Below are 23489 nucleotides of genomic sequence, written 5' to 3'. Positions count from 1 at the left end.
CCGCGACGTTCGGGAGGCGGGGCGCGGCGACGCCGGCGAGCACTCCGGAGCCGAACCGGCGCGGCCGGTGGGGGCCGGTGCTGCGGACGACAACGTGCACCCCTCGCACACCCTGCGGCTCTCGCGGGCCCTGACCGACGCCGGCCGGCCGCACCAACCGCCGGCCCTGCCCGGTGTCACCCACAGGACCCCGGGCGGGATCCGGGAGAAGGTGATGGCGCTGGAACTGGAGTTCTTCCGCCGCGAGCGGGGGCCGCGGCGCCCGGGACGGCGGTGACGGCGGCGGGGCCCCGGGGAAGCCTTCCTCCCCGGGGCCCCGCCTCTTCCCGTGGGCCGTCAGTCACCCGGGAAGTGACACGCCACCTCGCGCGAGGCGGCAGGCCGCAGCGACGGCCGCTCGGTACGGCACACCTCCCGCGCCTTGGGGCAGCGCGGGTGGAAGGCGCAGCCCGGGGGCGGGGCCGCCGGACTGGGCGGGTCGCCGAGCAGCACGATCCGCTCCCTGCGTCGTTCCGCCTCCGGGTCCGGCAGCGGTACGGCGGACAACAGCGCCCGTGTGTAGGGATGCTGGGGGCTCTCGTAGAGGGACTTCTTGTCCCCGATCTCGACGATCCGGCCCAGGTACATGACGGCGACGCGGTCGCTGACCCGCTTGACCACCGACAGGTCGTGCGCGATGAACACGTAGGCGAGGCCCAGTTCCGCGCGGAGCCGTTCCATCAGGTTCACGATCTGGGCCTGGACGGAGACGTCGAGAGCGGACACCGGCTCGTCGGCCACGATCAGCCGGGGGCTGGTGGCCAGCGAGCGGGCGATGCCGATGCGCTGGGCCTGGCCGCCGGAGAACTCGTGCGGATAGCGGTCGATGTGCTCGGGGATCAGGCCGACCAGTTCCATCAGCTCGGCCGCGCGCCGGCGGGCGTCGGCAGCGCTCCTGCCTTGTACCAGCAGCGGGTCGGCGATGATCCGGGCCACGGTCTGGCGGGGGTTGAGGGAGGAGTGCGGGTCCTGGAAGACCATCTGGATGTCGCGGCGCAGCGGTCGCAGGGCTCGCTGCGAGAGCCGGCCGATCTGTCTGCCGTCGAAGGCGATCTGGCCCGAGGTGGGCTCCAGGAGCCGTACGAGCATGCGGCCGGTGGTGGACTTGCCGCAGCCGGACTCCCCGACGAGGCCGAGGGTCTGCCCGGCGGCCAGGTCGAAGGAGACCCCGTCGACGGCGCGCACGGGCGCCCCCCGGCGCCCGGTCGCGGTCCGTTTCCCGGGGAAGGTCATGGTGAGGTCCCGGACGCTCAGCAGGGGTGCCGGGGCCGAGGTGTCCGTCCCCCCGGCAGGGGTGGTCGCGGTGGTGGTCATCGGGCGGCCTCCTCGACGGTCCGGGAGCCGGCGTGGTGGCAGGCCACCGTCCGCGCCGGCCCGTTCGTGCCGCGGTGGGGCAGGAGTTCGGGGCGTACGTCGGCGCAGGGACCGGCGGCGCGTGGGCAGCGGGGGGCGAAGGCGCAGCCGGGGGCAGGGGTGAGCAGGGAGGGCGGGGAACCGGGGATGGAGGGCAGCGGCGTGTCGTCCGCGGTGTCGAGACGGGGCAGGGAGTCGAGCAGCCCCCGCGTGTAGGGGTGGGCGGGGTCGGCGAACAGGGCATTGACCGGGGCCTGTTCGGCGGCCCGGCCGCCGTACATGACCAGCACCTCGTGGGCGACGCGGGCGACGACCCCCAGGTCGTGGGTGATCATGACGACGCCGAGGCCGCGCTCCTGCTGGAGGCGGGCGATCAGTTCCAGGATCTGGGCCTGCACGGTGACGTCGAGGGCGGTGGTGGGTTCGTCCGCGATGAGCAGTTCGGGCTCGCAGGCCAGGGCCATGGCGATCATCGCGCGCTGGCGCATGCCGCCGGAGAACTGGTGCGGGTACTCGCCGGCCCGGCGGGAGGGTTCGGGGATGCCGACCTCGCCGAGCATGTCGACGGCCCTCTTGCGGGCGGCGGCCCGGCGGGCCTTGAAGTGCACCCGGTAGTGCTCGGCGATCTGTTCGCCGACGGTGTAGTAGGGGTGCAGGCTGGACAGCGGGTCCTGGAAGATCATGGCCATGCTGCGGCCGCGGACGCGGGAGAGTTCCCGCTCGGACAGGCTCGTCAGTTCCCGGCCGGACAGCCGCACGGAGCCCGTGACGTCGGCTCCGTCCCGGTGCAGGCCCATGATGGCGAGGGAGGTGACCGACTTGCCGGAGCCGGACTCCCCGACGATGCCGAGGGTGCGGCCGGCCTCGACGGTGAAGCCGAGCGAGTCGACGGCCCGTACGGTGCCGCGCGGGGTGGTGAAGGTGACGCGCAGGTCGCGCACCTCCAGGAGCGGAGTGTCCATCAGTACCTCACCCTCGGGTCGACGACGGCGTAGAGGAGGTCGACGACGAGGTTGGCGACGACGATGAAGAAGGCGGAGAGCAGGGTGACGCCGAGGACGACGGGCTGGTCCGAGCTGACCAGCGCTCCGTAGAACAGCCGGCCGATGCCGGGGAGCCCGAAGATGGACTCGGTGATGACCGCTCCGGCCACCAGCCCGCCGAGGTCCATGCCGAAGATGGTCAGGATCGGGGTCATCCCGGAGCGCAGCCCGTGTTTGACGACGACCGTGCGTTCCGGCATGCCCTTGGCGCGGGCGGTGCGGATGTACGGCTCGGCCATCGCCTCGATCATGGAGCCGCGGCTCTGGCGGGCGTACATGGCCGCGTAGAGCAGGGCGAGGGCGGTCCAGGGCAGCAGCAGGTTGGCCGCCCAGGCGAGCGGGTTGTCGGCGAACGCCTGGTAGGTGGGGTAGGGCAGGAGTCCGGCGATGCGGATGACCCCGTAGATGAGCAGGACGGAGGTGAAGTAGACGGGCAGGGACGCGGCGGCGACGGCGCCGACCATCAGGGCCTTGTCGGTGGCGGTGTCCTTGCGCAGGGCGGCGGTGACGCCGGCGCCGAGGCCGAGCAGCAGCCAGAGGGCGGCGGCGCCGAGGGCGAGGGAGGCGGAGACCGGGAGCCGGTCCATGAGCAGGTCCCACACGGGCAGGGAGTTCTCGTAGGAGTACCCGAGGCAGGGGAAGTCACAGGCGACCGCGTACTGGCCGGTGCCGAGGGTGCGGCCGGTGAAGATGCCGGTGAGGAAGTCGCCGAACTGCCGCCACAGGGGCTGGTCGAGGCCCAGATAGGCACGGACGTCGGCGAGACGTTCCGCGCTGCAGGTCTTGCCGCAGGCTGCCGCGGCCGGGTCGGAGGGCAGGACGTAGAAGATGAGGAAGGTGACTGCGGCGATGGCGAGGAGCACGCCTGCGAGGGCGAGCAGGCGGCGGGCGAGGTAGAGGATCACGTGCGGCCGCCCCTGGGGTCGAGGATGTCGCGCAGGGCGTCGCCGAGCAGGGTGAAGGCAAGCACGGCGAGGAAGAGGAAGACGCTCGGGATGACGAAGTACATGGGGTCGGTCTCGTAGAAGGCGACGGACTCGGCGATCATCTGGCCCCAGGAGGGGGTGGGCGGGCGCACGCCCACGCCGAGGTAGCTGAGGGCCGCCTCGGTGCTGATCATCCCGGGGATGAGCAGGGTGGTGTAGGCGATGACCGGGCCCGAGACGCCGGGGAGGATGTCTCGTGTCAGGATCCGCCAGGACCCGGCGCCGCCGACGCGGGCGGCGTCCACGTACTCGCGGTGCTTGAGGGAGAGGGTCTGGCCGCGGACCACGCGGGCGACGCCCGGCCAGCCGAAGACGCCGATCACCACGGTCATGAGCAGGATGCGGTTGACGTCCTTGGCGACGGACAGCATCGCGATCATGAAGATGAGGGACGGGAAGGACATGGTCAGGTCCATCAGCCGGGACAGGACGGCGTCGGTGTGCCCGCCGAAGTAGCCGGCGGCGATCCCGGCGGCCGTCCCGGCGACGACCACGATGGCGGTGGCCGCGAAGGCGATGAGGAGGGAGACCTGCGCTCCGTGGACCACGCGGGCGAACAGGTCACGGCCCGTGACGGGTTCGACGCCGAGCCAGTGCTCGGGGCTGATCCCGCCGAAGGACCCGAGGGGCTGGCCGCCGAGATAGGGGTCGATGGCGGCCTTGTCGAACTCGTCGGGGGACCAGCCGCCGAGCGCGCTCAGCCAGGGGGCGGTGGCGGCCATGAGGACGAAGAGGAGGACGACGCAGAGACTGACACGGACGGCGGGGCGGCGGCGCAGCTCCCGCCGGGCGAGCTGCCAGGGGCTGCTGCCCGGCGGGGTCCGCTCTGCCTCGCGGGCCGTCGGGGTGGATGTGGGGGCGGTCATCGCGGCCCGTCAGCCCCGGCTCAGGGACGGGACTTTGAGGCCGACGGTGGCGTAGTCGATGGTGCCGCTCCAGACGGGATGGCCGAAGGCACCGGCGATGTTGGTGCCGATGAGCAGCGGCTTGCGCTTCAGCAGGAGCGGGACGGACGGGGACTTCTTCATGATCTCGGCGTCGAGGTCGATCCATGCCTGGTTGGCCTGCCGGGCGTCGGCCATGGCGTTGATCTCGTCGATGCGCTTCATGGTCGCCTCGTCACGGAACTGGGCGTTGTTGCCCTGGTTGCCCTTCTCCTTGATCGTGCGTCCGTCGAAGACGAAGGGGATCCAGGTGGAGCCGGAGGGGTAGTCGGGGCACCAGCCGGAGAGTGTCATGTCGGGGGTCGTGGAGAGATCGCCGATGACGTCGTAGTAGGCGCCGGGGTCGATGGTGTCGACGACGACCTCGACACCGACGCGTGCCAGACCCTGCTGGATGGCCTCGGCCTTGCCCTTGTCACCGGTGGAGACGCCGAGGGAGACCTTGAGGGTCTCCTTGCCGGCGGCCTTGAGCAGTTCCTTGGCCTTGGCCGGGTCGCCGGAGGGCGCGATCCTCAGGGTGTCGGCCTGCTCGCCGTCGGAGAGGGCCGGGGGCAGGTAGGCGGTGGCCACCTCGTTGAAGGCCGGACCGCCGCCCGCGATGATCACGGCCTCCTTGTCGACGGCGTACTGCATGGCCTCGCGGACCTTGGGGTCGTCGAAGGGTGCGCGGGAGTTGTTGAGGTGGAGCATCTCGGTGCAGCCCTGGGACTCGGCCAGCAGCCGCGCCCTGACACCGGGCTTGGTCAGCACCTTGGGGGCGCTCTCGGGGCGCATGTCGGCGTACTGGACGGCGGAGGCGTCCGCGCCCTCGCTGGCGATGATGCGGTCGTCGATCTGGCCGCCCTTGAGGCCCATGACGACGACGAACTTGTCGGGGTATGCCTTGCGCACGCTGTCGGTCGCCTGGTCCCAGTGCTCGTTGCGGACGAGCACGAGCTTCTTGTCCCGGTCGTACCTCTCGACCTTGTAGGGGCCGGAGGAGAAGGGGCGGGCGTCGTACTGCGTGCCCTTCTCCTGGGAGGCGGGCACGGGGGCGAAGGTGGGCAGGGTGGCGGTCGCGGCGAACTCGGCGACGGGCCGCTTCAGTTCGAAGACGATCGTGCGGTCGTCGGGGGTCTTGACCGAGTCGAGGTGCTGCCCTTGCAGGGGGCCCTTGTACCCCTTGGTGCCGGCCAGGTACTGGGCGGCGTAGTCGGGTCCGCCGGTGAGGTCGGGGGCGAAGGAGCGCTCGACGTTGTACTTGATGTCCTGGGCCTTGATCGGCGAACCGTCCTCGTACTTCACGCCTTCCTTGAGGGTGAAGGTCCAGGTGCGGCCCCCGTCGGAGGGGGTGCCGAGGTCGGTGGCGAGGTCGGGGACGAGGTCGCTGCCGCCCTTGCCGGGCTCGGCCTTGAAGGTGACGAGCGTGCGGTACAGGAGGCGCGTGCCGAGGTTCATGGTCGGCATGACCCAGTTGCGGGCGGGGTCGAGGTGGGAGAAGTCCTGGTTGGACAGGATGGTGAGGGTTCCGCCCTTGACCGGGGTCCCGCCGAGGATCTCGCCGTCGTTGATGGCGGCCGGGTTGGCGCCTGAGGGGTCGTCGCGCGTGGCGTCCTTCTTGGGGTCGGAACAGCCCGAGGCGCCGAGCGCGAGTGACGCCACCAGGACGGTGGCGAGGGCGAGTTGGGTGCGCTTGGTCATGGGTCACTCCAGTGAGGGGCGGCACTCTGAGATGTGACCGGTAACATAATAATGTGAAATTGCACTGCGCAAGAGCTTCGCACCGTCGTTACCCAGCCGTGCCCAAACCGGCTCGGCTCAGGGAGGTCCGGGGCGTCCGGGACCGGCTCGGCTGGGGCGCAGCGGCACGGGTCCGGCCTCGGCGGACCGGCCCATCGGCGGCCTACCCGCGACGGCTGCCCGCCGGTGCGGAGACGGCCGACAGGGCCCGGCGGCCACGGCGGGGGCACGGCGCGTCGGCGCCCGAGGCCCTGCCCGCGAAGCGGCGACAGCGCACCGGGAGGAGGTGGGCACCGCGATGCCCGCACTCCCCCGGCGCGGTTTACGGAACGGTCACATCCTCGAGCCGAGGCCGCCGGCCTGCCGGCCGACCGGCTCGTCGCGCCCCTGGGCCCACAACGAGCGGACGTGGCCGAGGTGGCGCAGCATGCATGCCTCGGCCGCCTCGACATCACCGGTGAGCATGACGTCGAGCAGTTCGACGTGCTCCTCCGCCGAGGAGACCAGCTTGCCCGCCTCGTCCAGGCCGGTCAGCCCGTAGAGGCGGGAGCGCTTGCGCAGGTCGCCGACGGTCTCGACGAGGCGGTCGTTGCCCGCGAGGCCGAGCAGGGTGAGGTGGAAGCGCCGGTCCGCCTCCAGGTAGCCGATGAGGTTGTGTTCGCGGGCGCTGGTGACGATCTCCTCGGCGATGGGACGCAGGGCCTCCAGCCGGTCCGCCGTGGCGATCTTCGTGATCCGGCCGATGGTGGGGACCTCGATGATCGTGCGCAGTTCGGTGTACTGGTCGAGGTCGCGCTCGCTGACCTCGGTGACGCGGAACCCCTTGTTGCGGACCGGCTCGACCAGGCCCTCCCGCGCCAGGTCGAGCATGGCCTCACGCACGGGCGTGGCCGAGACACCCAGTTCGGCCGCGAGGCCGGGTGCCGAGTAGACGCTGCCCGGACGCAGTTCGCCCGCGATGAGGGCCGCGCGGAGCGCGTGGCCGACCTGGTCACGGAGTCGTTCCTGGGCCTTGATGAGACTGCGCTGCTTCAGGTCGCCCATGACTTCCTCCGAGAACCTCATCACTCGCCGACGTGCGAGGCCCAGCGTACAATGTCACGTTTCTCCGTGCCTCGGCAGTCCGGACGGCACGGTCTCCACGGCAGGCCCCCTCCGGCCGGACACGACCCCACATATGCAATGTGACATTACACTGATGCCCACACCTACCCGTTCACGCCTTCCCGAGGGAGCCTTCGTGACCGACACCTCCTCCCACCTCCACATCGGCAGCCACGATCTGCCCGTGTCACCGGACCTCTCCCGGTTCATGGCCGGGAACTGGTCCCCGACCTCACTGCCGGACGCGGCCCGGGTCCCCGGCCACGCCCACATGCCGGCCCGCCGTGCCCGGCTCTCGGCCCGTTTCCCGGGCGAGCGGCTGATCGTGCCGGCCGGTGAGCCGAAGGTCCGCTCCAACGACTGCGACCACCGCTTCCGCCCGCACAGCGCGTACGCGTGGCTGACCGGGCTGACCGGCGAGGACCAGATGGGCCACGTCCTGGTGATGGAGCCGTCCGGACCGCACGGACACGAGGCGGTCCTCTACCTCCGTCCGCGCTCGCCGCGGGCGGACGGGAACGAGGAGTTCTACCGGGACCGCCGCTACGGGGAGTTCTGGGTGGGCCGCCGCCCCGACCTGGCGGAGGCCGAGCGCCTCACGGGCATCCGCTGCGCTCACCTGGAGACGCTCGGCTCACCGGTGGGCCGCAATGCCGCCGCCGACGCCGAACTGGCCGGCGTCCTGTCCGAGCTGCGCCTGGTCAAGGACGTGTGGGAGATCGAGCAGTTGCAACTGGCCGTCGACCACACGACCGCCGGTTTCGAGGACGTCGTACGGGCCCTGCCACACGCCCTGAGGCACCCGCGCGGGGAGCGCTGGGTCGAGGGGGTCTTCGGGCTGCGCGCCCGGGCCGAGGGCAACGGGACCGGCTACGAGACCATCGCGGCCTCCGGAGCGCACGCGTGCGTCCTGCACTGGATCCGCAACGACGGCCGTCTGAACCGGGGAGACCTGCTGCTCCTCGACGCGGGCGTGGAGACCGACACCCTGTACACGGCCGACATCACGCGCACCTTGCCGCTGTCGGGCCGCTTCTCCCCCGTGCAGCGGCAGATCTACGAACTGGTCCTGGCCGCCCAGGACGCGGGGATGGCGGCCCTGCGCCCGGGGGCGAGCTTCCGCGACTTCCACCGGGCGGGCATGCGGGTGATAGCGCAGGGCCTCGCGGAGTGGGGCGTCCTCAAGAACGCGGAGGGCGATCTGCACCGGCGGTACACGCTGTGCAGCAGCGGTCACATGCTCGGCCTCGACGTCCACGACTGCGCGAAGGCACGGGCGGAGACCTACCTCGACGGCGTCCTGGAGGAGGGCCAGGTCCTCACGGTGGAGCCCGGCCTGTACCTCCAGCCGGACGACGAGACCCTCCCGGCCGAGCTGCGCGGCATCGGCGTACGCATCGAGGACGACCTGGTCGTCACGGCGGACGGCGCCCGCCTGATGTCCGGCGCCCTGCCGCGCACGGCCGACGGCATCGAGGAATGGATGGGGCGCCTGCTGGACTCCGCCGCGGGCTGATCCGGGGGGCCGGAGTCCGGCCCCGTCGCCGGAGCTGCCGGGCCGATCGTACCGCCCCGTGCCGTGCGCGTGCCGCCGCCGGCGCCCCTCGCCGTGGGCGCCGGTGGCACGTCGGCCGCCTCGTATGCCGCTCACGCGGCATACGAGGGGCGTTCTAGAGAGTGAAGCCGGCCGGGTAGGGGTCCGACGGGTCCAGCATGTACTGCGCGGAACCGGTGATCCAGGCCCGCCCGGTGATGGACGGCAGGACGGCCGGCCGGTCCCCGACCGTCGCCTCCGCGAGGACGCGCCCGACGAACCGGGAGCCGATGAACGACTCGTTGACGAAGTCCTGGCCGACCGGCAGTCTCCCGCGCGCGTGGAGCTGCGCCATGCGGGCGCTGGTTCCCGTGCCGCAGGGCGACCGGTCGAACCAGCCGGGGTGGATCGCCATGGCGTGCCGGCTGTGCTCCGCCGTCGATCCGGGAGCCTCGAGATAGACGTGGTGACACACGTTGATCTCCGGGTTCTCCGGATGAGTCACGGGATTCTGCGTGTTGATCGCGTCCATGACGGCCAGTCCGGCGTCGAGCAGCCGCTGCTTCTCCGCCCGCTCGAAGGGGATGCCGAGGTCCTCGGTGCGGACGAACGCGTAGAAGTTCCCGCCGTAGGCGATGTCGTACCGCACCGGACCGTAGCCCGGGACGTCGACCGTCTGGTCGAGGGCGTGGCAGTAGGACGCGACGTTCTCCAGGGTCACGGATTCGGCGTGCCCCTCGTGGACCCGTACCCGGGCCGTGACCAGTCCCGCCGGGGTGTCGAGGCGGACCTCCGTCTCCGGCTCGACGACGTCGACCATCCCGGTCTCGACGAGGACCGTCGCGACGCCCATCGTCCCGTGCCCGCACATGGGCAGGCAGCCGGAGACCTCGATGAAGAGCACCCCGAAGTCGGCGTCCGGCCGGGTCGGGGGCTGGAGTATGGCCCCGGACATCGAGGCGTGGCCGCGCGGTTCGCACATGAGCAGGGTGCGCAGGTGGTCGCGTTCCGCGACGAACCTCTGCCGCCGCTCGAACATGGTCGCCCCGGGCAGGACACCGACGCCGCCCGTGATCACGCGCGTCGGCATCCCCTCGGTATGGGAGTCGACGGCGTGGTAGCAGACGGTCGAGCGCACGTCAGTTCACCCCGGCGTCGAGGAGGGCCTGGGTGGCGGCGCGCACGACGCCCTCCACCTCCGGGGTGAGCGGGTTCCGCGGCGGGCGGCACCTGCCGCCAGGGCGGCCGATCATGTCCTGGCCGAGCTTGATGGCCTGGACGAACTCCGTCTTGCTGTCCCAGCGGAGGACCGCGTGCAACTGACGGTAGAGCGGCAGTGCCGTCCCGAGGTCACCGGCGACCGCCGCCTCGTACAGCGCGAGGCAGGTACGGGGAAAGACCTGCGGGTAGCCGGCGACCCAGCCCTTCGCCCCGACGAGGCCGACCTCGAGGAGGGTGTCGTCGGTACCGATCATGAGGTCGAGTCCGGGCGCGAGCTCGGCGATCTCGTAGCAGCGCCGGACGTCGCCGGAGAACTCCTTGACGCCGACGATGAGACCCTCGGCATGCAGTTTGGCCAGCAGTTCCGGGCGCAGGTCGACCTTCGTGTCGATGGGGTTGTTGTACGCGGTGACGGGCAGGCCCGCCGAGGCCACCATCTCGAAGTGCTCGAGGACCGCGCGCTCGTCGGCGCGGTAGGCGTTGGGCGGCAGGCACATGACGGCATGGCATCCCGCGTCCTTGGCGAACTGCGCGTGCCGCTTGGCCTCGACGGCGCCGTAGGCGCCGACGCCCGGCATCACGGTGAACCCGGCGGGCGCGTGGGCGACGGCCGTCTCGACCACACGATCGCGCTCCTCGTACGTCAGCGTCTGGTATTCGCCGAGCGAACCGTTCGGCGCGACGCCGTGCAGTCCCTCCTCGGCGAGCCAGGCGACGTTGTCTCCGTAGGCGCCGAAGTCGACGCTGAGGTCGTCGTGGAACGGCAGGCCGGTCGCGACGATGACGCCGTGCCAGGGCTTGCGGGGCTCGGTCATGAGTGCTCCTTGTCGGTTTTCCCTGTGGTCCGTCTGTTTCGACGGCTATGCATCGCGGTCGGCGAGCGCGCCGAGGGTGACGGGCGTCGCGACGAGGCGTTCGGCGGGCGCGTACGCCCCGCCCCGTGCCACGAGGCAGTGCACGGCCGGTCCGCACATCCGCCCCTGGCACCAGCCCATACCGGCCCGCGTGAGCTGTTTGACCTGCCGGTGGTCGTGTGCGCCTGCGTCGGCGCGGGCGGCGCGGACCGCGCCCGCGTCCACCTCCTCGCAGCGGCACACGAGGGTCTCGTCGGGCAGCCACGCGGGCCATGCCGCCGGGAGCCGGTGGACCGTGTTCATCGCCCGGGCGAAGGCGCGCTGTCCGTCCGCCCTGGCGCGCACCGCGCTCCGGCGCCTCCGCCCCCGTCCGGGGGCAGCGCCGGAGTCGGCGAGGACCGAGCCGGCGGCGAGGCGCCCCTCGCTCACCGCGAGTCCCGCCCCGCCCACGCCACATGTCTCGCCTGCGGCGTAGAGACCGGGCACGGAGGTGCGCTGCCCGTCGTCGACGGCGACGACCGCGTTGCCGTCCGCCGAGTCCGTGAGCGCGCAGCCGAGCGGGACGAGCAGGTCGAGTTGGGGTGCGAATCCCCAGCCGACACCGACGGCGTCGACCTCGACCCGCTGTTCCGTACCGGCGCGCGGGGTGCCGTCGGGCGTCAACGAGGCGATGCGGACCGCGGTGACCCGGTCGTCCCCTTCGGCCTCGACGATCGCCGTGCGCGGCCGGAGCCGGATGCGGTGGCGCGCGAGCGCGGCGGCGTACTCCGCTGCCTCGGCCCACTTGCCCGGGTTGCGCAGCAGCGGTCCCGGGTGCCGCAGCCAGGCCCGGGGGTGGGCCGCCTCGCACACCGCGACCACCTCGGCTCCCCGGGCCGCGAGAGCGACGGCCACCGGGAGCAGAAAGGGTCCCGTGCCGCCCAGCGCCACACGGCTCCCGGCCGCGACTCCGCCGCCCTTGAGCAGTGCCTGGAGTCCGCCGGCGGTGAGCACTCCCGGCAGTTCCCAGCCGGGGAACGGCAACTGCCGGTCGTAGGCTCCGGTCGCCACGAGCAGCCTCGGCGCGCGCAGGACCACGGCGGTCTCCCGTGGCGCCCGGCACCGGTCGACGGCGTGGACCGCGAATCCCCCGTCCTCGCGGACGACGGACCACACGTGGTGCGCCAGGCGCAGGTCGAGCCGCCCGGCCGCCCGGCCCGCCGACAGCGCGTCGCACAGGGCCCGGTACTCGCGCAGTCCGTGGTGCAGGTCCTCGGTCGGGATCGCCGCTCGTGCGTGCTCCGGCGGGTGCCGCCAGAACTGTCCTCCGACGGCGGTTCCCGAGTCCACCAGGGCCACGCGCAGCCCGCCGGCCAGAGCCGTGACGGCCGCCGCCATGCCGGCCGGGCCCGCGCCCACCACGATCAGGTCCGACGGCTCAGGCATCGTCGCCCTCCCCGGTCGTGACGGCCATGCCCGGGCGGGCCGGCACCAGGCAGGCGCGCTGCCCGTCCGATCCGTCGACCGTGACGAGGCAGTCGAAGCAGACGCCGATGCCGCAGAAGACACCGCGCGGGCGACGTCCGACGCGGGTGGTGCGCCAGGCGATCCGGCCCGCGGCCACGAGAGCCGCGGCGACGGTCTGTCCCTCGACGAACGGCAGGGGCTCACCGTCGATGATGATCTCGTTCACTCTCGCGCACCTCCGGAGGCGAGGAAGCGGTCGGGCAGAAGAGCGGCGTGCGCCGCGGGATCGGCACCGCGCCAGGGATGTCCGAGCAAGTGGGCCGTCACGAGCGCGCCGGTCGCGGGGGCGAGACCGATGCCCGCCCCCTCGTGGCCGCACGCGTGGACGACGCCCGGCACCCGCGGGTCGGGACCGACGACCGGCAGGTGGTCCGGGCAGTACGGCCGGAAGCCGCGGTAGGCGCGCAACAGGTGCACGTCGCGCAGGAAGGGGAACAGCCGGCACGCCTGCGCCGCGAGCCTGGTGACCACGGCGGTGTTCATCGCCGTGTCGAAGCCGACGCGTTCACGGCTGGCGCCGATGAGGATCGTGCCGCCGCGGGTGCCCTCCACGACGCACGAGGTCTCCAGTCCGGCGTCGGACGAGGCGACGTTGGCGACGTAGTCCGCGGAGTAGACCTTGTGCCGGATGACCGGTGGCAGGGGTTCGGTCACCAGGACGAAGCCCCGGCGCGGGAGCACCTCGACGGGCGCGCCGAGCCGGCGGCCGACCTCTCCGCCCCAGGTTCCGGCGGCGTTGACGACGGCGTCGGCGGGCAGGGTGTCGCCGGTCGCCGTCCTGACGCCGGTGACCCGGCCGTCCCGGCCGGTCACCGCCGCGGTGACCTCGCCCGTGTGCAGGCGCGCGCCGCGGCGCACGGCGGCGCGCAGCAGCGCGACGGCCGCGAGGACCGGCTGCACCTGGGCGTCCTGCGGGTAGTGGACGCCGCCGGGCAGCTCCGCTGCCAGGTGGGGTTCGATGTCCCGCGGGTGTGCGATCGGGTCGGTGCGGACGCCGGCCGCCGCCTGCCGCGCGGCGAACTCGTGGAGCGCCGCGAGACCTTTCGTGGTGCCGGCCACGACCAGGCCGCCCTTGGTCTCGAACTCGAACGAGTCCGGACCGAGTTCCTCACCGGCCTCGTCCCACAGCGTGCGGCTCAGCCGGGCCAGGTCGAGTTCGGGGCCGGGTTCCTTGTCGGAGAGAAGGACGTTGCCCTCCCCGCGGCTCGTCGTCCCTGCGCCGACGGGTCCACGGTCGGCGACCGTGACGTCCATGCCCGCGGAGGCGGCGTGGAAGGCACACGCGGCGCCGACGACGCCTGCCCCCACGACAACGACCTTCAGAGTCACCGGACCCCCTCTGTGCAATGTCACATGCCATTGCCTAGGCTATACACCTGATCGGCCCAAGACAACGCCCTTCAGGCACGACCTTGTTGAGACATGGGTGAAGGTGTGACTCTGTGAATCTGACCGGAAACTCGATCGTGGCCGGCCGTGACACCCCCGGCACCGGTGACGCGTGGCGGGGCACCGTGGCCGCCACGGGCGCGCCCCGGGGCCCGCGGCTACGGGACGCCTCGCCCGACGACGTGGCGCGGGCCGCGGGACTGGCCGCCGCGGCCGCGCGCGAGTACCGCGCCCTGCCCGCACACCGGCGGGCCGCGTTCCTCGACGCCTGCGCGGAGGAAATCGAGGCGATGGGCGACGACCTCCTGCACCTGGCCGCGAGTGAGTCCGGACTTCCTCTCGGCCGTCTGACCGGCGAACGTGGCCGCACCTGCGGGCAGTTGCGCATGTTCGCCGCCCTCGTCCGAGGCGGGGACGCGCTCGGCGTACGCGTCGATCCCGCCCTCCCCGGGCGCCGGCCGCTCCCCCGGCCCGATCTTCGCCTGCGCGGCATCCCCGTCGGTCCCGTGGCCGTCTTCGGTGCGAGCAACTTCCCGCTGGCGTTCTCCGTGGCCGGCGGCGACACCGCGTCGGCTCTCGCCGCGGGCTGTCCGGTCGTGGCCAAGGCGCACCCGGCCCACCCGGGCACGTGCGAACTCCTCGCGCGTGCTCTCACCGCTGCCGCCGAGCGCACCGGCATGCCCGCCGGGGTCTTCTCCCTACTCGTCGGCCGTGCCCCCGAGGTGGGCCGAGCACTGGTGCGAGACCCGCGGATCGCGGCCGTCGGGTTCACCGGCTCCCGGGCCGGCGGGCTCGCGCTGGTCGAGGAGGCGAACACCCGGCCCGTGCCCATACCCGTCCACGCCGAGATGTCGGCGATCAACCCGGTGATCGTCCTCGACGGTGCCCTGGCCGACCCGGTGTCGCTCGCCACCGCGTACGTGGAGTCGCTGACCAGCGGCGCGGGTCAGTTCTGCACGAATCCGGGCCTTCTGCTGCTGCCCGCGGGCGACGCGGGCGACGCCTTCCGCAGGGCCGTGGCCCAGGCCGTGGCCGGCTCCACGGGACAGGTCATGCTCACCCCGGGCATCGCCGAGAGCCGCGTCGAGGGCGTGGCGCGGTGGGCGGCCACCGAGGGGGTCTCGGTGGTGGCACAGGGGCCGCCCGGCCAGAGCCCGTACGCGCCGGGCCCCGTGGTCCTGGAATGCGACGCGGCGGCCTACCTCGCGCACGAACGGCTCTCCCACGAGGTCTTCGGTGCCGCCGGACTCGTCGTGCGGTGGTCCGGTACGGACGAGCTCCTCGCACTGCTCGAACGCGCCGAGGGGCAGTTGACGGCCACGGTGCACGGGACCGACGCCGACCTCGCCACGGCCCAACGGCTGCTGCCGGTGCTGGAGGAGCGGGCGGGGCGCATCCTGTGGGGAGGCTGGCCGACGGGGGTCGAGGTCTGCCACGCCATGGTGCACGGCGGCCCGTGGCCCGCGTCCTCCTCCCCCGGTACGACCAGTGTCGGGACCCTCGCGATCGAGCGCTGGCTCCGTCCTGTCTGTTACCAGTCGTTCCCCGACGCCCTCCTGCCCGAGGAACTGCGGGCGGAGAACCCTCTGGGTGTCACCCGACTCGTCGACGGCGTGCTCGAGCCACGGTCGAGGTGAGGCGGCGCGTGGCGGCCCGCGCGTCACGGCGCGGGCCGCGCGTCGGCGGCCGACGGACCGTTTCCGGTGGTGCCGGCGACGGGGAGGCCGGCACCCCGCTCCCGGTGCCCGCGCTCCGACGTCCGTCGTCTCGTGCCGGATCACGACGTCCAGTCCCCCGCGTGACGCGCTTCGGGCCCGGGGCGGGCAGCCGTCCCGGGCCCGGTGCGGGTGCGCCCTTCGTTGCGGCCCCCGCCGCCCACCGGCCCGGACACGCCGGGCACGGCGGGGGCCCTCGGTCAGGCCGGTGCCGTGTCGAAGGCGACGAAGCGCAGTTCCGCGGTGTACCGGCGGCCCGCGTCGTCGCGCAGCCAGGTCTGCTCCGGGGTGGGCAGCATCTCCGTGAACGTGACCGTGCCCCGGGGGTCCCGGCGGGCGAGCCGGCGCAGTGCCTTGGCGAGGATGGTGACGTAGACGGGGCTGTCGAAGTCCACGTAGAACGGCCGGGACTCGGACGGCGAGACGACGAAGACGTACCGGGGCAGGCCGAGCCGGGCGCGCCAGCGGCGGGCGCGGACGAAGCGGCGGGCCTCGTCCTTGTCGTCGGCGAAGGCGGCCCCCGCCGCGGGCAGTCGCCAGGTCTCCCGGGCCACGGTCATGCGGTCGATGGTGACGCGTGGGGTGTGGTCGCCTTGGGGCAGGAGACGGAAGAGGTCCATCGACAGGGTCGTCAGGACGTGCGAGAAGACGTCCGTGACCGGGAACACGGCACCGTCCGGGAGCCGGACGACGAGGTCGCCGCCGTGGTCCTCCACGACGGCGTCGGCGCTGCGTACGGCCCGCGGGCGGGTGGGGTCCGCGGTGAAGTCGGTGAGGGCGACCTGGTAGTCCTGGGGCCGTACCAGTGTGTGCCGGACCCGGGTGGACAGCCGTGCGCGGTGCTCCTTGGGGAGCAGCGGCATCAGGCGCGGGCCGGGGTGGTCGCGGTCGGTGAGGCGGAGCAGTTCGCCGGCGTCCGGGTGCTGGTGGGTGAAGAGGGAGGCGCCCAGCGTGTTGGCGGCCAGGTGGAGTTCGCCGAGGACGAGGGTGAAGTCGCCGCGGGCCACCGCCTCGGTGCCGTCGGCGGCGATCATGACGTCCGGGCTGAGGTAGCGGGCCGCCGTCCAGCCGCCCGCGCCGGGGAACCGTTCCCGCACGGCGGTCTCGATGTCCGCGGAGCGGACGTCCACCCGGCGGGCGCCCCCGGGGACGGCGAGGACGCTCCCCCACAGGGCGGTGAACTCCGCCTGGAGGTCGTCCGCGGCGGCGCGCACGGGGCCGTGCAGCACGGGCAGGCACGCGAACCAGAAGGCGGCCAGGTCGACCGGGCCCTCGGCGGCGAGGCGTGCGTACACCGGACGCATGCCGGTGCGCAGCGCGGCGGCGAGCCGTGAGGTGAGCCATCCGGCGCTGTCCATCAGCAGCCGCAGCGGGCGCAGGGCCTCCAGCACCCCGGGTCCGAGGCGGGCCGTCGCGGACCGCCGGGAGTCGTGGTACACCAGCGCCCGGCACGGCGCGGTCGACGCGGACTTCTCCCGGACGGCGGCGGTGTCGGTCAGCTCGGTGAAGTCCCGCTCCAGGCCGGTCATCGCGCCGACCAGCGCGTCCGCGTCGCGGGCGTCCGCCACCGCCGCGCGTCCCCGTTCCAGCCGGTCCAGCGCGGCGATGCCCCGCCGGCGCGGGCCGGGCGCGCCGACGGTCTCCAGCCAGGCCCGCAGGTCCCGGTCCGGGTGCGTGCCCGCGGGGACCTCCAGGCGCCAGGTCACCCAGCGGCGGGCGACCAGGTCGGCGAGTACGGCGGGCACGTCGTGGTCCGGGAGCGCCGCGGTGATCGCCCGTGCCGGGCGGACGCCGTCGCACAGCGCGAGGACGGCGGCGGTCTCGGCGGGGACCGTCACCGGCGGCCTGCCGGGCACGCGGACCCGTCGGCCGTCCACCGTGAGGAAGGGCACCCGGCGGGGAGCGATCCACTCCCGCAGGCCGGGGTCGGCGTCCAGGGTCCTGGCGAGCGCGTCGATGCCCCAGCTCGCCCAGTAGACGGTGGACTCGGCGACCAGTCCGGTGCCCGTGCCGAGGGCGGCGCCGGAGGTTGTGGCGTCCCAGCGGCCCCAGCCGACGGGGCCGAAGAAGCCGATGGTGTCGTTCTTGACGCAGAACCGCTGCCAGTAGTGGGCGACCAGTTCCTCGCGCTGGCGGGGCATGCTGCTGCGCTTGTCCACGCCGGGCGTCCACCGCAGGAACGGCGCGATGCCCGAGGTGAGCACCGGGCGGTTCTGCCAGGCCACGGCCTTGCGGAAGGACGGGGTGCGGGCGATGTCCTGGAGGGTGTGCGCGGTCTCCACGGCGGCGTCGGCGAAGAGCCGGGAGAAGTCCTCCCAGCGGGCGCCGTCGAGGGGGGCGTCCGCGTCGAGCGTGTCGGCGGCCTCGGCCAGTCCGGGCGGGGCCAGCCGCAGCACCCCGTCGGCGGGGAAGCCGGGGCCGCGCAGGGCGAACTGTTCCCACAGGCGCCAGCGGCCGAGGCAGGGCAGGAGGTCTTCGGTCATGACGGGGCTCTCCTCGCGAGCGCGGGGGCGGGGGCGGGTCGGTGGCGGTGGCGGTGGCGCACGGCTACGGGACACGGGGCGGGCGGGGGCAGCGGACGTGCCGGGTACGCGGACACGGGGCCGGGGCACGGGGTACGGGACGCGTCCCTCGCACCGGGGCACCTGGCGCGTCCGGCCCGCGGGGGCTGCCGGGCGGGCGGCGTGGCGGGACGGCCCGTCTTCGGCCTCCCTCCCCGCCGCCGCGCCCCCCGGTCCCGGTGCGGGGTGGTCCGCGGCCGGTTCCGGGGCGGGCGCGCGGGGGACCGTGGGTCAGGGGCGGCCGTAGTCGGTGTCGACGACCTCGGCCAGGTCCCGCGGCGTCGGGTAGGCGAAGACCAGGGAGACCGGCACCGGGGCGCCGACGATCTCCTCCAGGCGGCCGGTGATCTGGAAGGCGGTGAGCGAGTCGCCGCCCGCCTCGTAGAAGTCGGTGTCCTCGGTCAGGTCGGGCAGGCCGAGCACCTCCCGGAAGATGTCGACGAGCAGGTCGGCGGTGTGGGCGGCGGTGGCGGCGTTCTCGGTCATGAGGCGTACTCCTCGGTGGTGGTCGTCACGGTGGTTCCCGTGGGGTCGGTGCTTGCTGTGTGGTGCAGGTCGTGCAGGCGGGCGGGGGTGTTGCCGCCGGAGACGACGGCCACGGCCCGCTCGCGGCGGCCGGCGCGCACGGCTCCGGCCAGGGCGACGGCTCCGCTGGGCTCCGCGTCGACACCGAGGCGGCGCAGCAGGGCGACGGCGGCGAGGATCTCGTCGTCGCCCACGGCGATCAGGTCGTCGACGCGGTCGCGGATGATCGGGTAGGGGACGCGTCCCGGCCGCTGGCCGCGCAGGCCGTCGGCGACGGTGGCGCAGGGCGGCAGTCGGACCGGGTGCCCGGCGGCCAGGGAGCGGGCGTAGCGGGGGCCCCGGTCCGGTTCGACGCCGACGATGCGCACCGGACGGTCCGCTGCCGCGAGGCAGACGCCGGCGAGGAGTCCGCCGCCGCCGGTCGGGACGTAGACCGTCTCGGTCCCGGGGGCGTCGGCGAGCACTTCGGCGCCGACCGTGCCCTGCCCGGCGACCACCAGGGGGTGGTCGGAGGAGGGGATGAGGGTGGCGCCGGTCTCCCGCGCGAGGGCGTGGGCCCGTTCCTCCCGTTCGGCCACTCCCCCGCCCACCCGGACGGTCCGGGCGCCCAGCGCCTGCAGGGCGGCGGTCTTGGCGGGGTCGGCGCCCGCCGCGAGGACCACGGTCAGGCGGACGCCGAGGGAGTGGGCGAGCCGGGCCAGGGCGATGCCGTGGTTGCCGGACGAGCCGGTGACGACCCGTCCGGCCCGCAGGGCCAGGAGGGCGTTGGCGGCTCCGCGGGTCTTGAACGAGCCGCCGTGCTGGAGGTGTTCGGCCTTGAGCAGGAGTCGCGTGCCGGGGACTTCCGGAACCGGTCCGCTCAGCAGGGGCGTGCGGCGGACGTGGGGGGCGATGCGGGCGGCGGCCTCGGCGACGTCGGCGGGGCCGGGGCGGGTGCCGGCCCCGGACCGCAGGCCGGTGGCGGTCACCGGGTGTCCCCCACGGTCAGCCGGCGGCGGTCGGTCTTGCCGCCGCGGGTGGTGGGCAGCGTGTCGTGGCGCCGGAAGTGCCGGGGCATCAGGTGCGGCGGCAGCGAGCGGGCCAGGTGGGCGCGCAGGTGGGCGTCCTTCGTGGCGGCCAGGTCGCCGGTGACGTGGGCCGTCAGGTAGGTGCGGCCCCGCTCGTCGGTGTGCGCGGTGACCACGGCGCCGCCGACGCGCGGGTGGGCGAGCAGGGCGCCCTCGACCTCGGCGGGGTCCACGCGGTAGCCGCGGATCTTGACCTGCCGGTCGGTGCGCCCGGCGTAGGTCAGGCCCCGCGGGCCCCACCGTCCGAGGTCGCCGGTGCGGTAGAGACGGGCGCCGGGCGGCCCGTAGGGGTCGGGCAGGAAGCACTCGGCGGTACGGGCCGGGTCACCGCCGTAGCCCCGGGCGAGGCCCGCTCCGCCGATGTACACCTCGCCCACCGTGCCGTCGGGGACGGCCGCGAGGCCGGCGTCGAGCACCCGGACGACCGTGCCGGGGCGGGGTGTTCCGACCACGTCGGCGGCCGTGTCGGGCTCGGCGGGCACGCGGTGGCGGGTGGTGGTCATGGTGCACTCGGTCGGCCCGTACTGGTTGACGAGCGTGCCCGGGACGGTCCGCCGTCCGCCGGCGGCCAGGAAGGGGCGCAGGGATTCGCCGCTGGAGGCGACCAGGCCGACGCCGGCCAGCGGCGCGGGCAGGTCCGGCCGTCCCGCCAGGTGGGCCAGGAAGGACGGGGTGGTGCTGAGCAGGGCGGTCACCCGGTGGGCGCGGACGGTGGCGGCGAAGCCGTCGGGCCGCAGCAGCCGGGAGCGTTCCGCGATCACCAGTCGTCCCCCGGCCAGCAGCGGGGCGAAGGTGTCCCGCAGGGAGGCGTCGTAGCCGAGCGGGGCCGTCTGGAGGGCCACGGTGTCCGGGCCGAGGCCGAAGGCGCGGGCGGTGTCGCGCAGGTAGGCGTCGAGGGCGTGGTGCTCGACGAGGACGGGGCGGGGCGCGCCGGTGCTGCCGGAGGTGTGGGTGACGTAGGCCAGGGCGTGCGGATCGACCGGGGCGGGCGGTGCCGCGGGCGGGCCCGGCGGGGTGGCGGGCCCGTCCAGCCGGATCGTCGGCAGGTCCGGGTCCGGGGCCAGGGTCCGCAGGTGCGCGGAGGTGGTCAGCAGCAGCCGGGTGCCCGCGCCGCGGACGAAGGCCGCGAGCCGGTCACGGGGCTGGGTGACGTCGAGGGCGAGGAAGGCGGCTCCGGTGCGCAGGACCGCGGCGATGGCGGCCACCGCGTCGGCGCCGTGTTCGACGGCGATGGCGCACACCGTCTCCGGCCCGGCGCCGTGGGCGCCGAGCAGGCGGCTCAGGGTGTCGGTGCGTGCGGCGAGCCGGCCGTAGGTGACGGGCCCCTCGGGGGTCTCCAGCGCGACGCGGCCGGGGTGGCGGGCCGCGTGCGCGGCGAGGTCGTCGGCGACGGTCCGCATCACGCCCCCCGGGTGCCGGCGACGGTCTGGTCGACGGCCACGAAGCGGAGTTCGGAGGTGTAGCGGTGCCCGTCGGCGTCGGTCAGCCAGGACTGTTCGGGGGTGGGCAGCATCTCGCTGACCTTCAGGCGGGCCGCGGGGTCCTCGCGGGCGAGGCGGCGGGCCGCCTTGGCGAGGATGGTGACGTACACGGGGCTGTCGAAGTCGACGTAGAACGGCCGGGGTTCGGCAGGGGAGACGACGAAGACGAAGCGGGGCAGGTCGTGGCGGCGCTGCCAGTGCCGGGCGCGGACGAACCGGGCGGCCTCGCTCTTCTCGTCGGCGAAGCCGACCTCTGCGACGGGGAGTTGCCAGGTCTCCCGGGCCACGGTCATGCGGTCGATGGTGATGCGCGGGGTGTGCTCGCCCTCGGGGCGGAGCGTGAAGCGGTCCATGACGCGCTGGGTGAGGGTGTTGGCGTAGACGTCGAGGACGTCGTGGACGGTGCCGTCGGGCAGTACGGCGCACAGGCGTCCGTCCCGGTCCTCGACGCGGACGTCGGCGCTCGGCACCGCGTTCGGGCGGTGCGGGTCGCCGGTCTGGTCGACCAGGGTGACGTAGTGGTCCTCGGGCCGGTCCAGGGCGGGCCGGCTGCGGGTGGACCACCGCAGGGGAAGCTCCTTGGGCAGCGTGGGCAGCAGTCGGGGGCCGGGGAAGTCGCGGGTGGTCTCGGCGAGGAGCCGGTCGCGGTCGGGGTGCTGGTGGACGAAGAGGGAGGCGCCCATGGTGTTCAGGGCGCAGTGCATCTCGCCGAGGACGAGGTCCACGTCGCCGCGGGCGAGGGCGTCGGGGTCCTCGGCGACGACCAGGACGTCGGGGCTGATGTAGCGGGCGAGGGACCAGCCGTCGCCGGGCTCGGCGAACTCGCGGCGCACGCGGTCGGCCAGTTCGGCCGTGGTCAGGCGGACGCGGCGGGCACCGGGGGGCAGGCCGAGGACGCGTCCCCACTTGGCGCGCAGTTCGGCCTGGGCGGTGTCGATCAGGTCGCCGGCGTCCGGGTGCGGCGAGGGCAGGGTGTGCATCCACAGGGTGGCGAGGTCCACCGGGGTGCCGTCGGCGCCCAGGCGGGCGTGGACGGTGCGCAGGCGGGCCCGGATGCCGTCGGCGAAGCGGTTGGTCATCCAGCGGGCCGCGGTCAGGCAGAGCTGGAGGGGTTCGAGGTGCGCCAGGAGGGCGGGGCCGGCGGTGGCGGTGGCGGAGCGCCGGGCGTCGGAGTACACCAGTCCGCGGCAGGGGGCGGTGCGCGCGCCCTTGGCCCGCTGGGCGTCGCTGTCGGTGAGGGCGGCGAAGTCGGCCTCCAGGGCGCCGATCGCGGCGGTCAGCGCGGCGGCGTCGGTGCCGGCCGCGCGTACGGCGTCCCGGCCGCGTTCGAGCACGGCGAGCTGGGCGAGGGCCCGGTCGCGGGCGGCCTCGTCGGGGACGCGTTCGAGGATCCGGCGCAGGGCCCGGTCGGGGTGGGTGGCGGCGGGCACCTCCAGGCGGTGGGCGACCCAGCGCCGGCGGACCAGCTCCTCCACGATGCCGGCGACCTCGTCGGGGTCCCGGCCCAGGTCGGCGGCGATGGCGGCCGGGTGCCGGGTGCCGTCGCAGCGCCGCAGGACCGCCTGCCGGAGGTCGTCGACGGGCTGGGCGGGCCGGCCCGGGACCCGTACCGCGCCGTCCTCGCAGCGCACGAAGGACATCCGGCGCGGCGGGATCCACCGCATCAGCCCGGTGTCCTCGCCGAGCACCTTGGCCAGGGCGTCGACGGCCCAGCCGGAGAAGTACACCTCCTGCGCGGCGAGGAAGCCCCGTCCGGGGTCCACGGTGACGGCGTGCGGCGCGGCCGGGTCCCAGCGGCCCCAGCCGACGGGGCCGAAGAAGCCGATGGTGTCGTTCTTGACGCAGAACCGCTGCCAGTAGTGGGCGACCAGTTCCTCGCGCTGGCGGGGCATGCTGCTGCGCTTGTCCACGCCCGGCGTCCACCGCAGGAACGGCGCGATGCCGGTGCGCAGTACCGCCGGGTTCTGCCAGGCGAGGGCCGCCTGGAAGCGGGGCCGGCCGGCGATGTGCTGGAGGTGGCGGGCGGTGTCGACGGCCGCCTCGGCGAGGTCCCGCGCGAAGGCGTCCCACTCGGGTCCGGACAGGTCGGTGCCGGGGCGGAACTTGTCGGCGGCCTCGGCCAGTCCGGGCGGGGCGAGGCGCAGCACGCCGTCGGCGGGGAAGCCGGGGCCGCGCAGGGCGAACTCCTGCCAGAGCCGCCAGCCTCCGCCCGGTAGCAGGACCGGTGCGTGCTCGTCCGACATCACGTGCTCCTTCCGGAAAGGGGGATGCGGGCCGGCCGGGGGTCGTCCGGCCGGGCGCCGGGCTCCCCCGGCCGGTCAGCACCGTCCCGCGCCGGGGCGGTGCGCCACCAGGGAAGATCCGGCAGCAACGCGCGCCGCCGGCTCGGCGCGTTCGTCCCTGCCCGGCGCCGGCGGGTGCCCGGCACGCTGGCCGCGTCGGCCCCGA

At 74.3% G+C, this 23489-nt stretch carries 19 protein-coding genes; 3 read left to right on the top strand and 16 right to left on the bottom strand.

Features of this window, described 5'->3' with window-relative positions:
- Window positions 1-94 precede the first annotated feature (94 nt).
- The gene (locus VM636_RS29770; protein WP_234312556.1) at window positions 95-277 is read left to right on the top strand and encodes a hypothetical protein; all 183 of its coding nucleotides are present in this window, start codon (window positions 95-97) and stop codon (window positions 275-277) included.
- A gap of 59 nt (window positions 278-336) precedes the next feature.
- Here VM636_RS29770 and VM636_RS29765 read toward each other — a convergent pair whose 3' ends face one another.
- The 6 genes from VM636_RS29765 to VM636_RS29740 all read right to left on the bottom strand — a co-directional run bounded on the left by VM636_RS29765 (window position 337) and on the right by VM636_RS29740 (window position 7128).
- On the bottom strand, window positions 337-1353 hold the full coding sequence (locus VM636_RS29765) for a dipeptide ABC transporter ATP-binding protein (RefSeq protein ID WP_053914368.1): 1017 nt from the start codon (window positions 1351-1353) through the stop codon (window positions 337-339).
- Complete coding sequence (locus VM636_RS29760; protein WP_030419808.1) at window positions 1350-2354, bottom strand: ABC transporter ATP-binding protein; 1005 nt, start codon at window positions 2352-2354, stop codon at window positions 1350-1352. Before VM636_RS29760 ends, VM636_RS29765 begins: the two co-directional genes overlap by 4 nt.
- Window positions 2354-3340 (bottom strand): ABC transporter permease, encoded by a 987-nt coding sequence (locus VM636_RS29755; RefSeq protein WP_030419809.1) that lies wholly within the window; start codon window positions 3338-3340, stop codon window positions 2354-2356. Before VM636_RS29755 ends, VM636_RS29760 begins: the two co-directional genes overlap by 1 nt.
- A complete protein-coding gene (locus VM636_RS29750; protein ID WP_338486216.1) occupies window positions 3337-4287 on the bottom strand; it encodes an ABC transporter permease in 951 nt (316 codons plus the stop codon). Before VM636_RS29750 ends, VM636_RS29755 begins: the two co-directional genes overlap by 4 nt.
- Before the next feature lie 9 nt (window positions 4288-4296).
- Window positions 4297-6045, bottom strand: coding sequence for an ABC transporter substrate-binding protein (locus tag VM636_RS29745; RefSeq protein WP_030419811.1), 1749 nt, complete (start codon window positions 6043-6045; stop codon window positions 4297-4299).
- A gap of 372 nt (window positions 6046-6417) precedes the next feature.
- Window positions 6418-7128, bottom strand: coding sequence for a GntR family transcriptional regulator (locus VM636_RS29740; protein WP_030419812.1), 711 nt, complete (start codon window positions 7126-7128; stop codon window positions 6418-6420).
- A gap of 196 nt (window positions 7129-7324) precedes the next feature.
- Between VM636_RS29740 and VM636_RS29735 the strand changes: the two genes are divergently transcribed.
- A complete protein-coding gene (locus tag VM636_RS29735; protein WP_338486214.1) occupies window positions 7325-8704 on the top strand; it encodes an aminopeptidase P family protein in 1380 nt (459 codons plus the stop codon).
- A 154-nt stretch (window positions 8705-8858) separates the two neighbouring features.
- Here the strand turns inward: VM636_RS29735 and VM636_RS29730 are convergent, their stop codons facing one another.
- Genes VM636_RS29730 through VM636_RS29710 form a run of 5 tightly spaced genes read right to left on the bottom strand, consistent with a single transcriptional unit; the run spans window position 8859 to window position 13632 of the window.
- Window positions 8859-9860 carry a proline racemase family protein gene (locus VM636_RS29730; protein WP_030419814.1) on the bottom strand — a complete coding sequence of 334 codons (1002 nt, stop codon included), beginning with the start codon at window positions 9858-9860 and terminating at the stop codon, window positions 8859-8861.
- A gap of 1 nt (window position 9861) precedes the next feature.
- Entirely contained in the window at window positions 9862-10758 is an 897-nt protein-coding gene (locus VM636_RS29725) for a dihydrodipicolinate synthase family protein (RefSeq protein ID WP_030419815.1), read from the bottom strand.
- 45 nt (window positions 10759-10803) lie between these two features.
- Window positions 10804-12222, bottom strand: coding sequence for an NAD(P)/FAD-dependent oxidoreductase (locus VM636_RS29720; protein WP_053914366.1), 1419 nt, complete (start codon window positions 12220-12222; stop codon window positions 10804-10806).
- Window positions 12215-12469: a (2Fe-2S)-binding protein gene (locus tag VM636_RS29715; protein WP_030419817.1), complete on the bottom strand. Its 255-nt coding sequence runs from the start codon at window positions 12467-12469 to the stop codon at window positions 12215-12217. The genes VM636_RS29720 and VM636_RS29715 overlap by 8 nt, the downstream gene beginning before the upstream one ends.
- On the bottom strand, window positions 12466-13632 hold the full coding sequence (locus VM636_RS29710) for an FAD-dependent oxidoreductase (RefSeq protein ID WP_037857967.1): 1167 nt from the start codon (window positions 13630-13632) through the stop codon (window positions 12466-12468). The genes VM636_RS29715 and VM636_RS29710 overlap by 4 nt, the downstream gene beginning before the upstream one ends.
- A gap of 113 nt (window positions 13633-13745) precedes the next feature.
- Here VM636_RS29710 and VM636_RS29705 point away from each other — a divergent pair, with 113 nt between their 5' ends.
- On the top strand, window positions 13746-15329 hold the full coding sequence (locus VM636_RS29705; protein ID WP_338486210.1) for an aldehyde dehydrogenase (NADP(+)): 1584 nt from the start codon (window positions 13746-13748) through the stop codon (window positions 15327-15329).
- Between the two features lie 278 nt (window positions 15330-15607).
- On the opposite strand, the gene VM636_RS29700 is transcribed toward VM636_RS29705, so the two are convergent.
- The 5 genes from VM636_RS29700 to VM636_RS29680 all read right to left on the bottom strand — a co-directional run bounded on the left by VM636_RS29700 (window position 15608) and on the right by VM636_RS29680 (window position 23284).
- The gene (locus VM636_RS29700) at window positions 15608-17890 is read right to left on the bottom strand and encodes a lantibiotic dehydratase (protein ID WP_338486208.1); all 2283 of its coding nucleotides are present in this window, start codon (window positions 17888-17890) and stop codon (window positions 15608-15610) included.
- Window positions 17891-18199: 309 nt separating this feature from the next.
- A complete protein-coding gene (locus tag VM636_RS29695) occupies window positions 18200-18454 on the bottom strand; it encodes an acyl carrier protein (RefSeq protein WP_053914364.1) in 255 nt (84 codons plus the stop codon).
- The gene (locus VM636_RS29690) at window positions 18451-19461 is read right to left on the bottom strand and encodes a pyridoxal-phosphate dependent enzyme (protein ID WP_338486206.1); all 1011 of its coding nucleotides are present in this window, start codon (window positions 19459-19461) and stop codon (window positions 18451-18453) included. Before VM636_RS29690 ends, VM636_RS29695 begins: the two co-directional genes overlap by 4 nt.
- On the bottom strand, window positions 19458-20960 hold the full coding sequence (locus VM636_RS29685; RefSeq protein ID WP_030419823.1) for an amino acid adenylation domain-containing protein: 1503 nt from the start codon (window positions 20958-20960) through the stop codon (window positions 19458-19460). Before VM636_RS29685 ends, VM636_RS29690 begins: the two co-directional genes overlap by 4 nt.
- A complete protein-coding gene (locus tag VM636_RS29680) occupies window positions 20960-23284 on the bottom strand; it encodes a lantibiotic dehydratase (protein ID WP_338486203.1) in 2325 nt (774 codons plus the stop codon). The genes VM636_RS29685 and VM636_RS29680 overlap by 1 nt, the downstream gene beginning before the upstream one ends.
- Between the last annotated feature and the right edge of the window lie 205 nt (window positions 23285-23489).

The organism is Streptomyces sp. SCSIO 75703, from assembly GCF_036607905.1.
Classification (GTDB): domain Bacteria; phylum Actinomycetota; class Actinomycetes; order Streptomycetales; family Streptomycetaceae; genus Streptomyces.
Note: the sequence above shows the minus strand (reverse complement) of the source record. Positions and strands in the feature narration are given on the sequence as shown.

Coding starts and splice junctions, on each gene's coding strand:
- VM636_RS29685 (WP_030419823.1), bottom strand. CDS start 20,960: ATGCGGACCGTCGCCGACGACCTCGCCGCGCACGCGGCCCGCCACCCC.
- VM636_RS29695 (WP_053914364.1), bottom strand. CDS start 18,454: ATGACCGAGAACGCCGCCACCGCCGCCCACACCGCCGACCTGCTCGTC.
- VM636_RS29725 (WP_030419815.1), bottom strand. CDS start 10,758: ATGACCGAGCCCCGCAAGCCCTGGCACGGCGTCATCGTCGCGACCGGC.
- VM636_RS29760 (WP_030419808.1), bottom strand. CDS start 2,354: ATGGACACTCCGCTCCTGGAGGTGCGCGACCTGCGCGTCACCTTCACC.
- VM636_RS29765 (WP_053914368.1), bottom strand. CDS start 1,353: ATGACCACCACCGCGACCACCCCTGCCGGGGGGACGGACACCTCGGCC.
- VM636_RS29680 (WP_338486203.1), bottom strand. CDS start 23,284: ATGTCGGACGAGCACGCACCGGTCCTGCTACCGGGCGGAGGCTGGCGG.
- VM636_RS29700 (WP_338486208.1), bottom strand. CDS start 17,890: ATGACCGAAGACCTCCTGCCCTGCCTCGGCCGCTGGCGCCTGTGGGAA.
- VM636_RS29750 (WP_338486216.1), bottom strand. CDS start 4,287: ATGACCGCCCCCACATCCACCCCGACGGCCCGCGAGGCAGAGCGGACC.
- VM636_RS29745 (WP_030419811.1), bottom strand. CDS start 6,045: ATGACCAAGCGCACCCAACTCGCCCTCGCCACCGTCCTGGTGGCGTCA.
- VM636_RS29740 (WP_030419812.1), bottom strand. CDS start 7,128: ATGGGCGACCTGAAGCAGCGCAGTCTCATCAAGGCCCAGGAACGACTC.
- VM636_RS29720 (WP_053914366.1), bottom strand. CDS start 12,222: ATGCCTGAGCCGTCGGACCTGATCGTGGTGGGCGCGGGCCCGGCCGGC.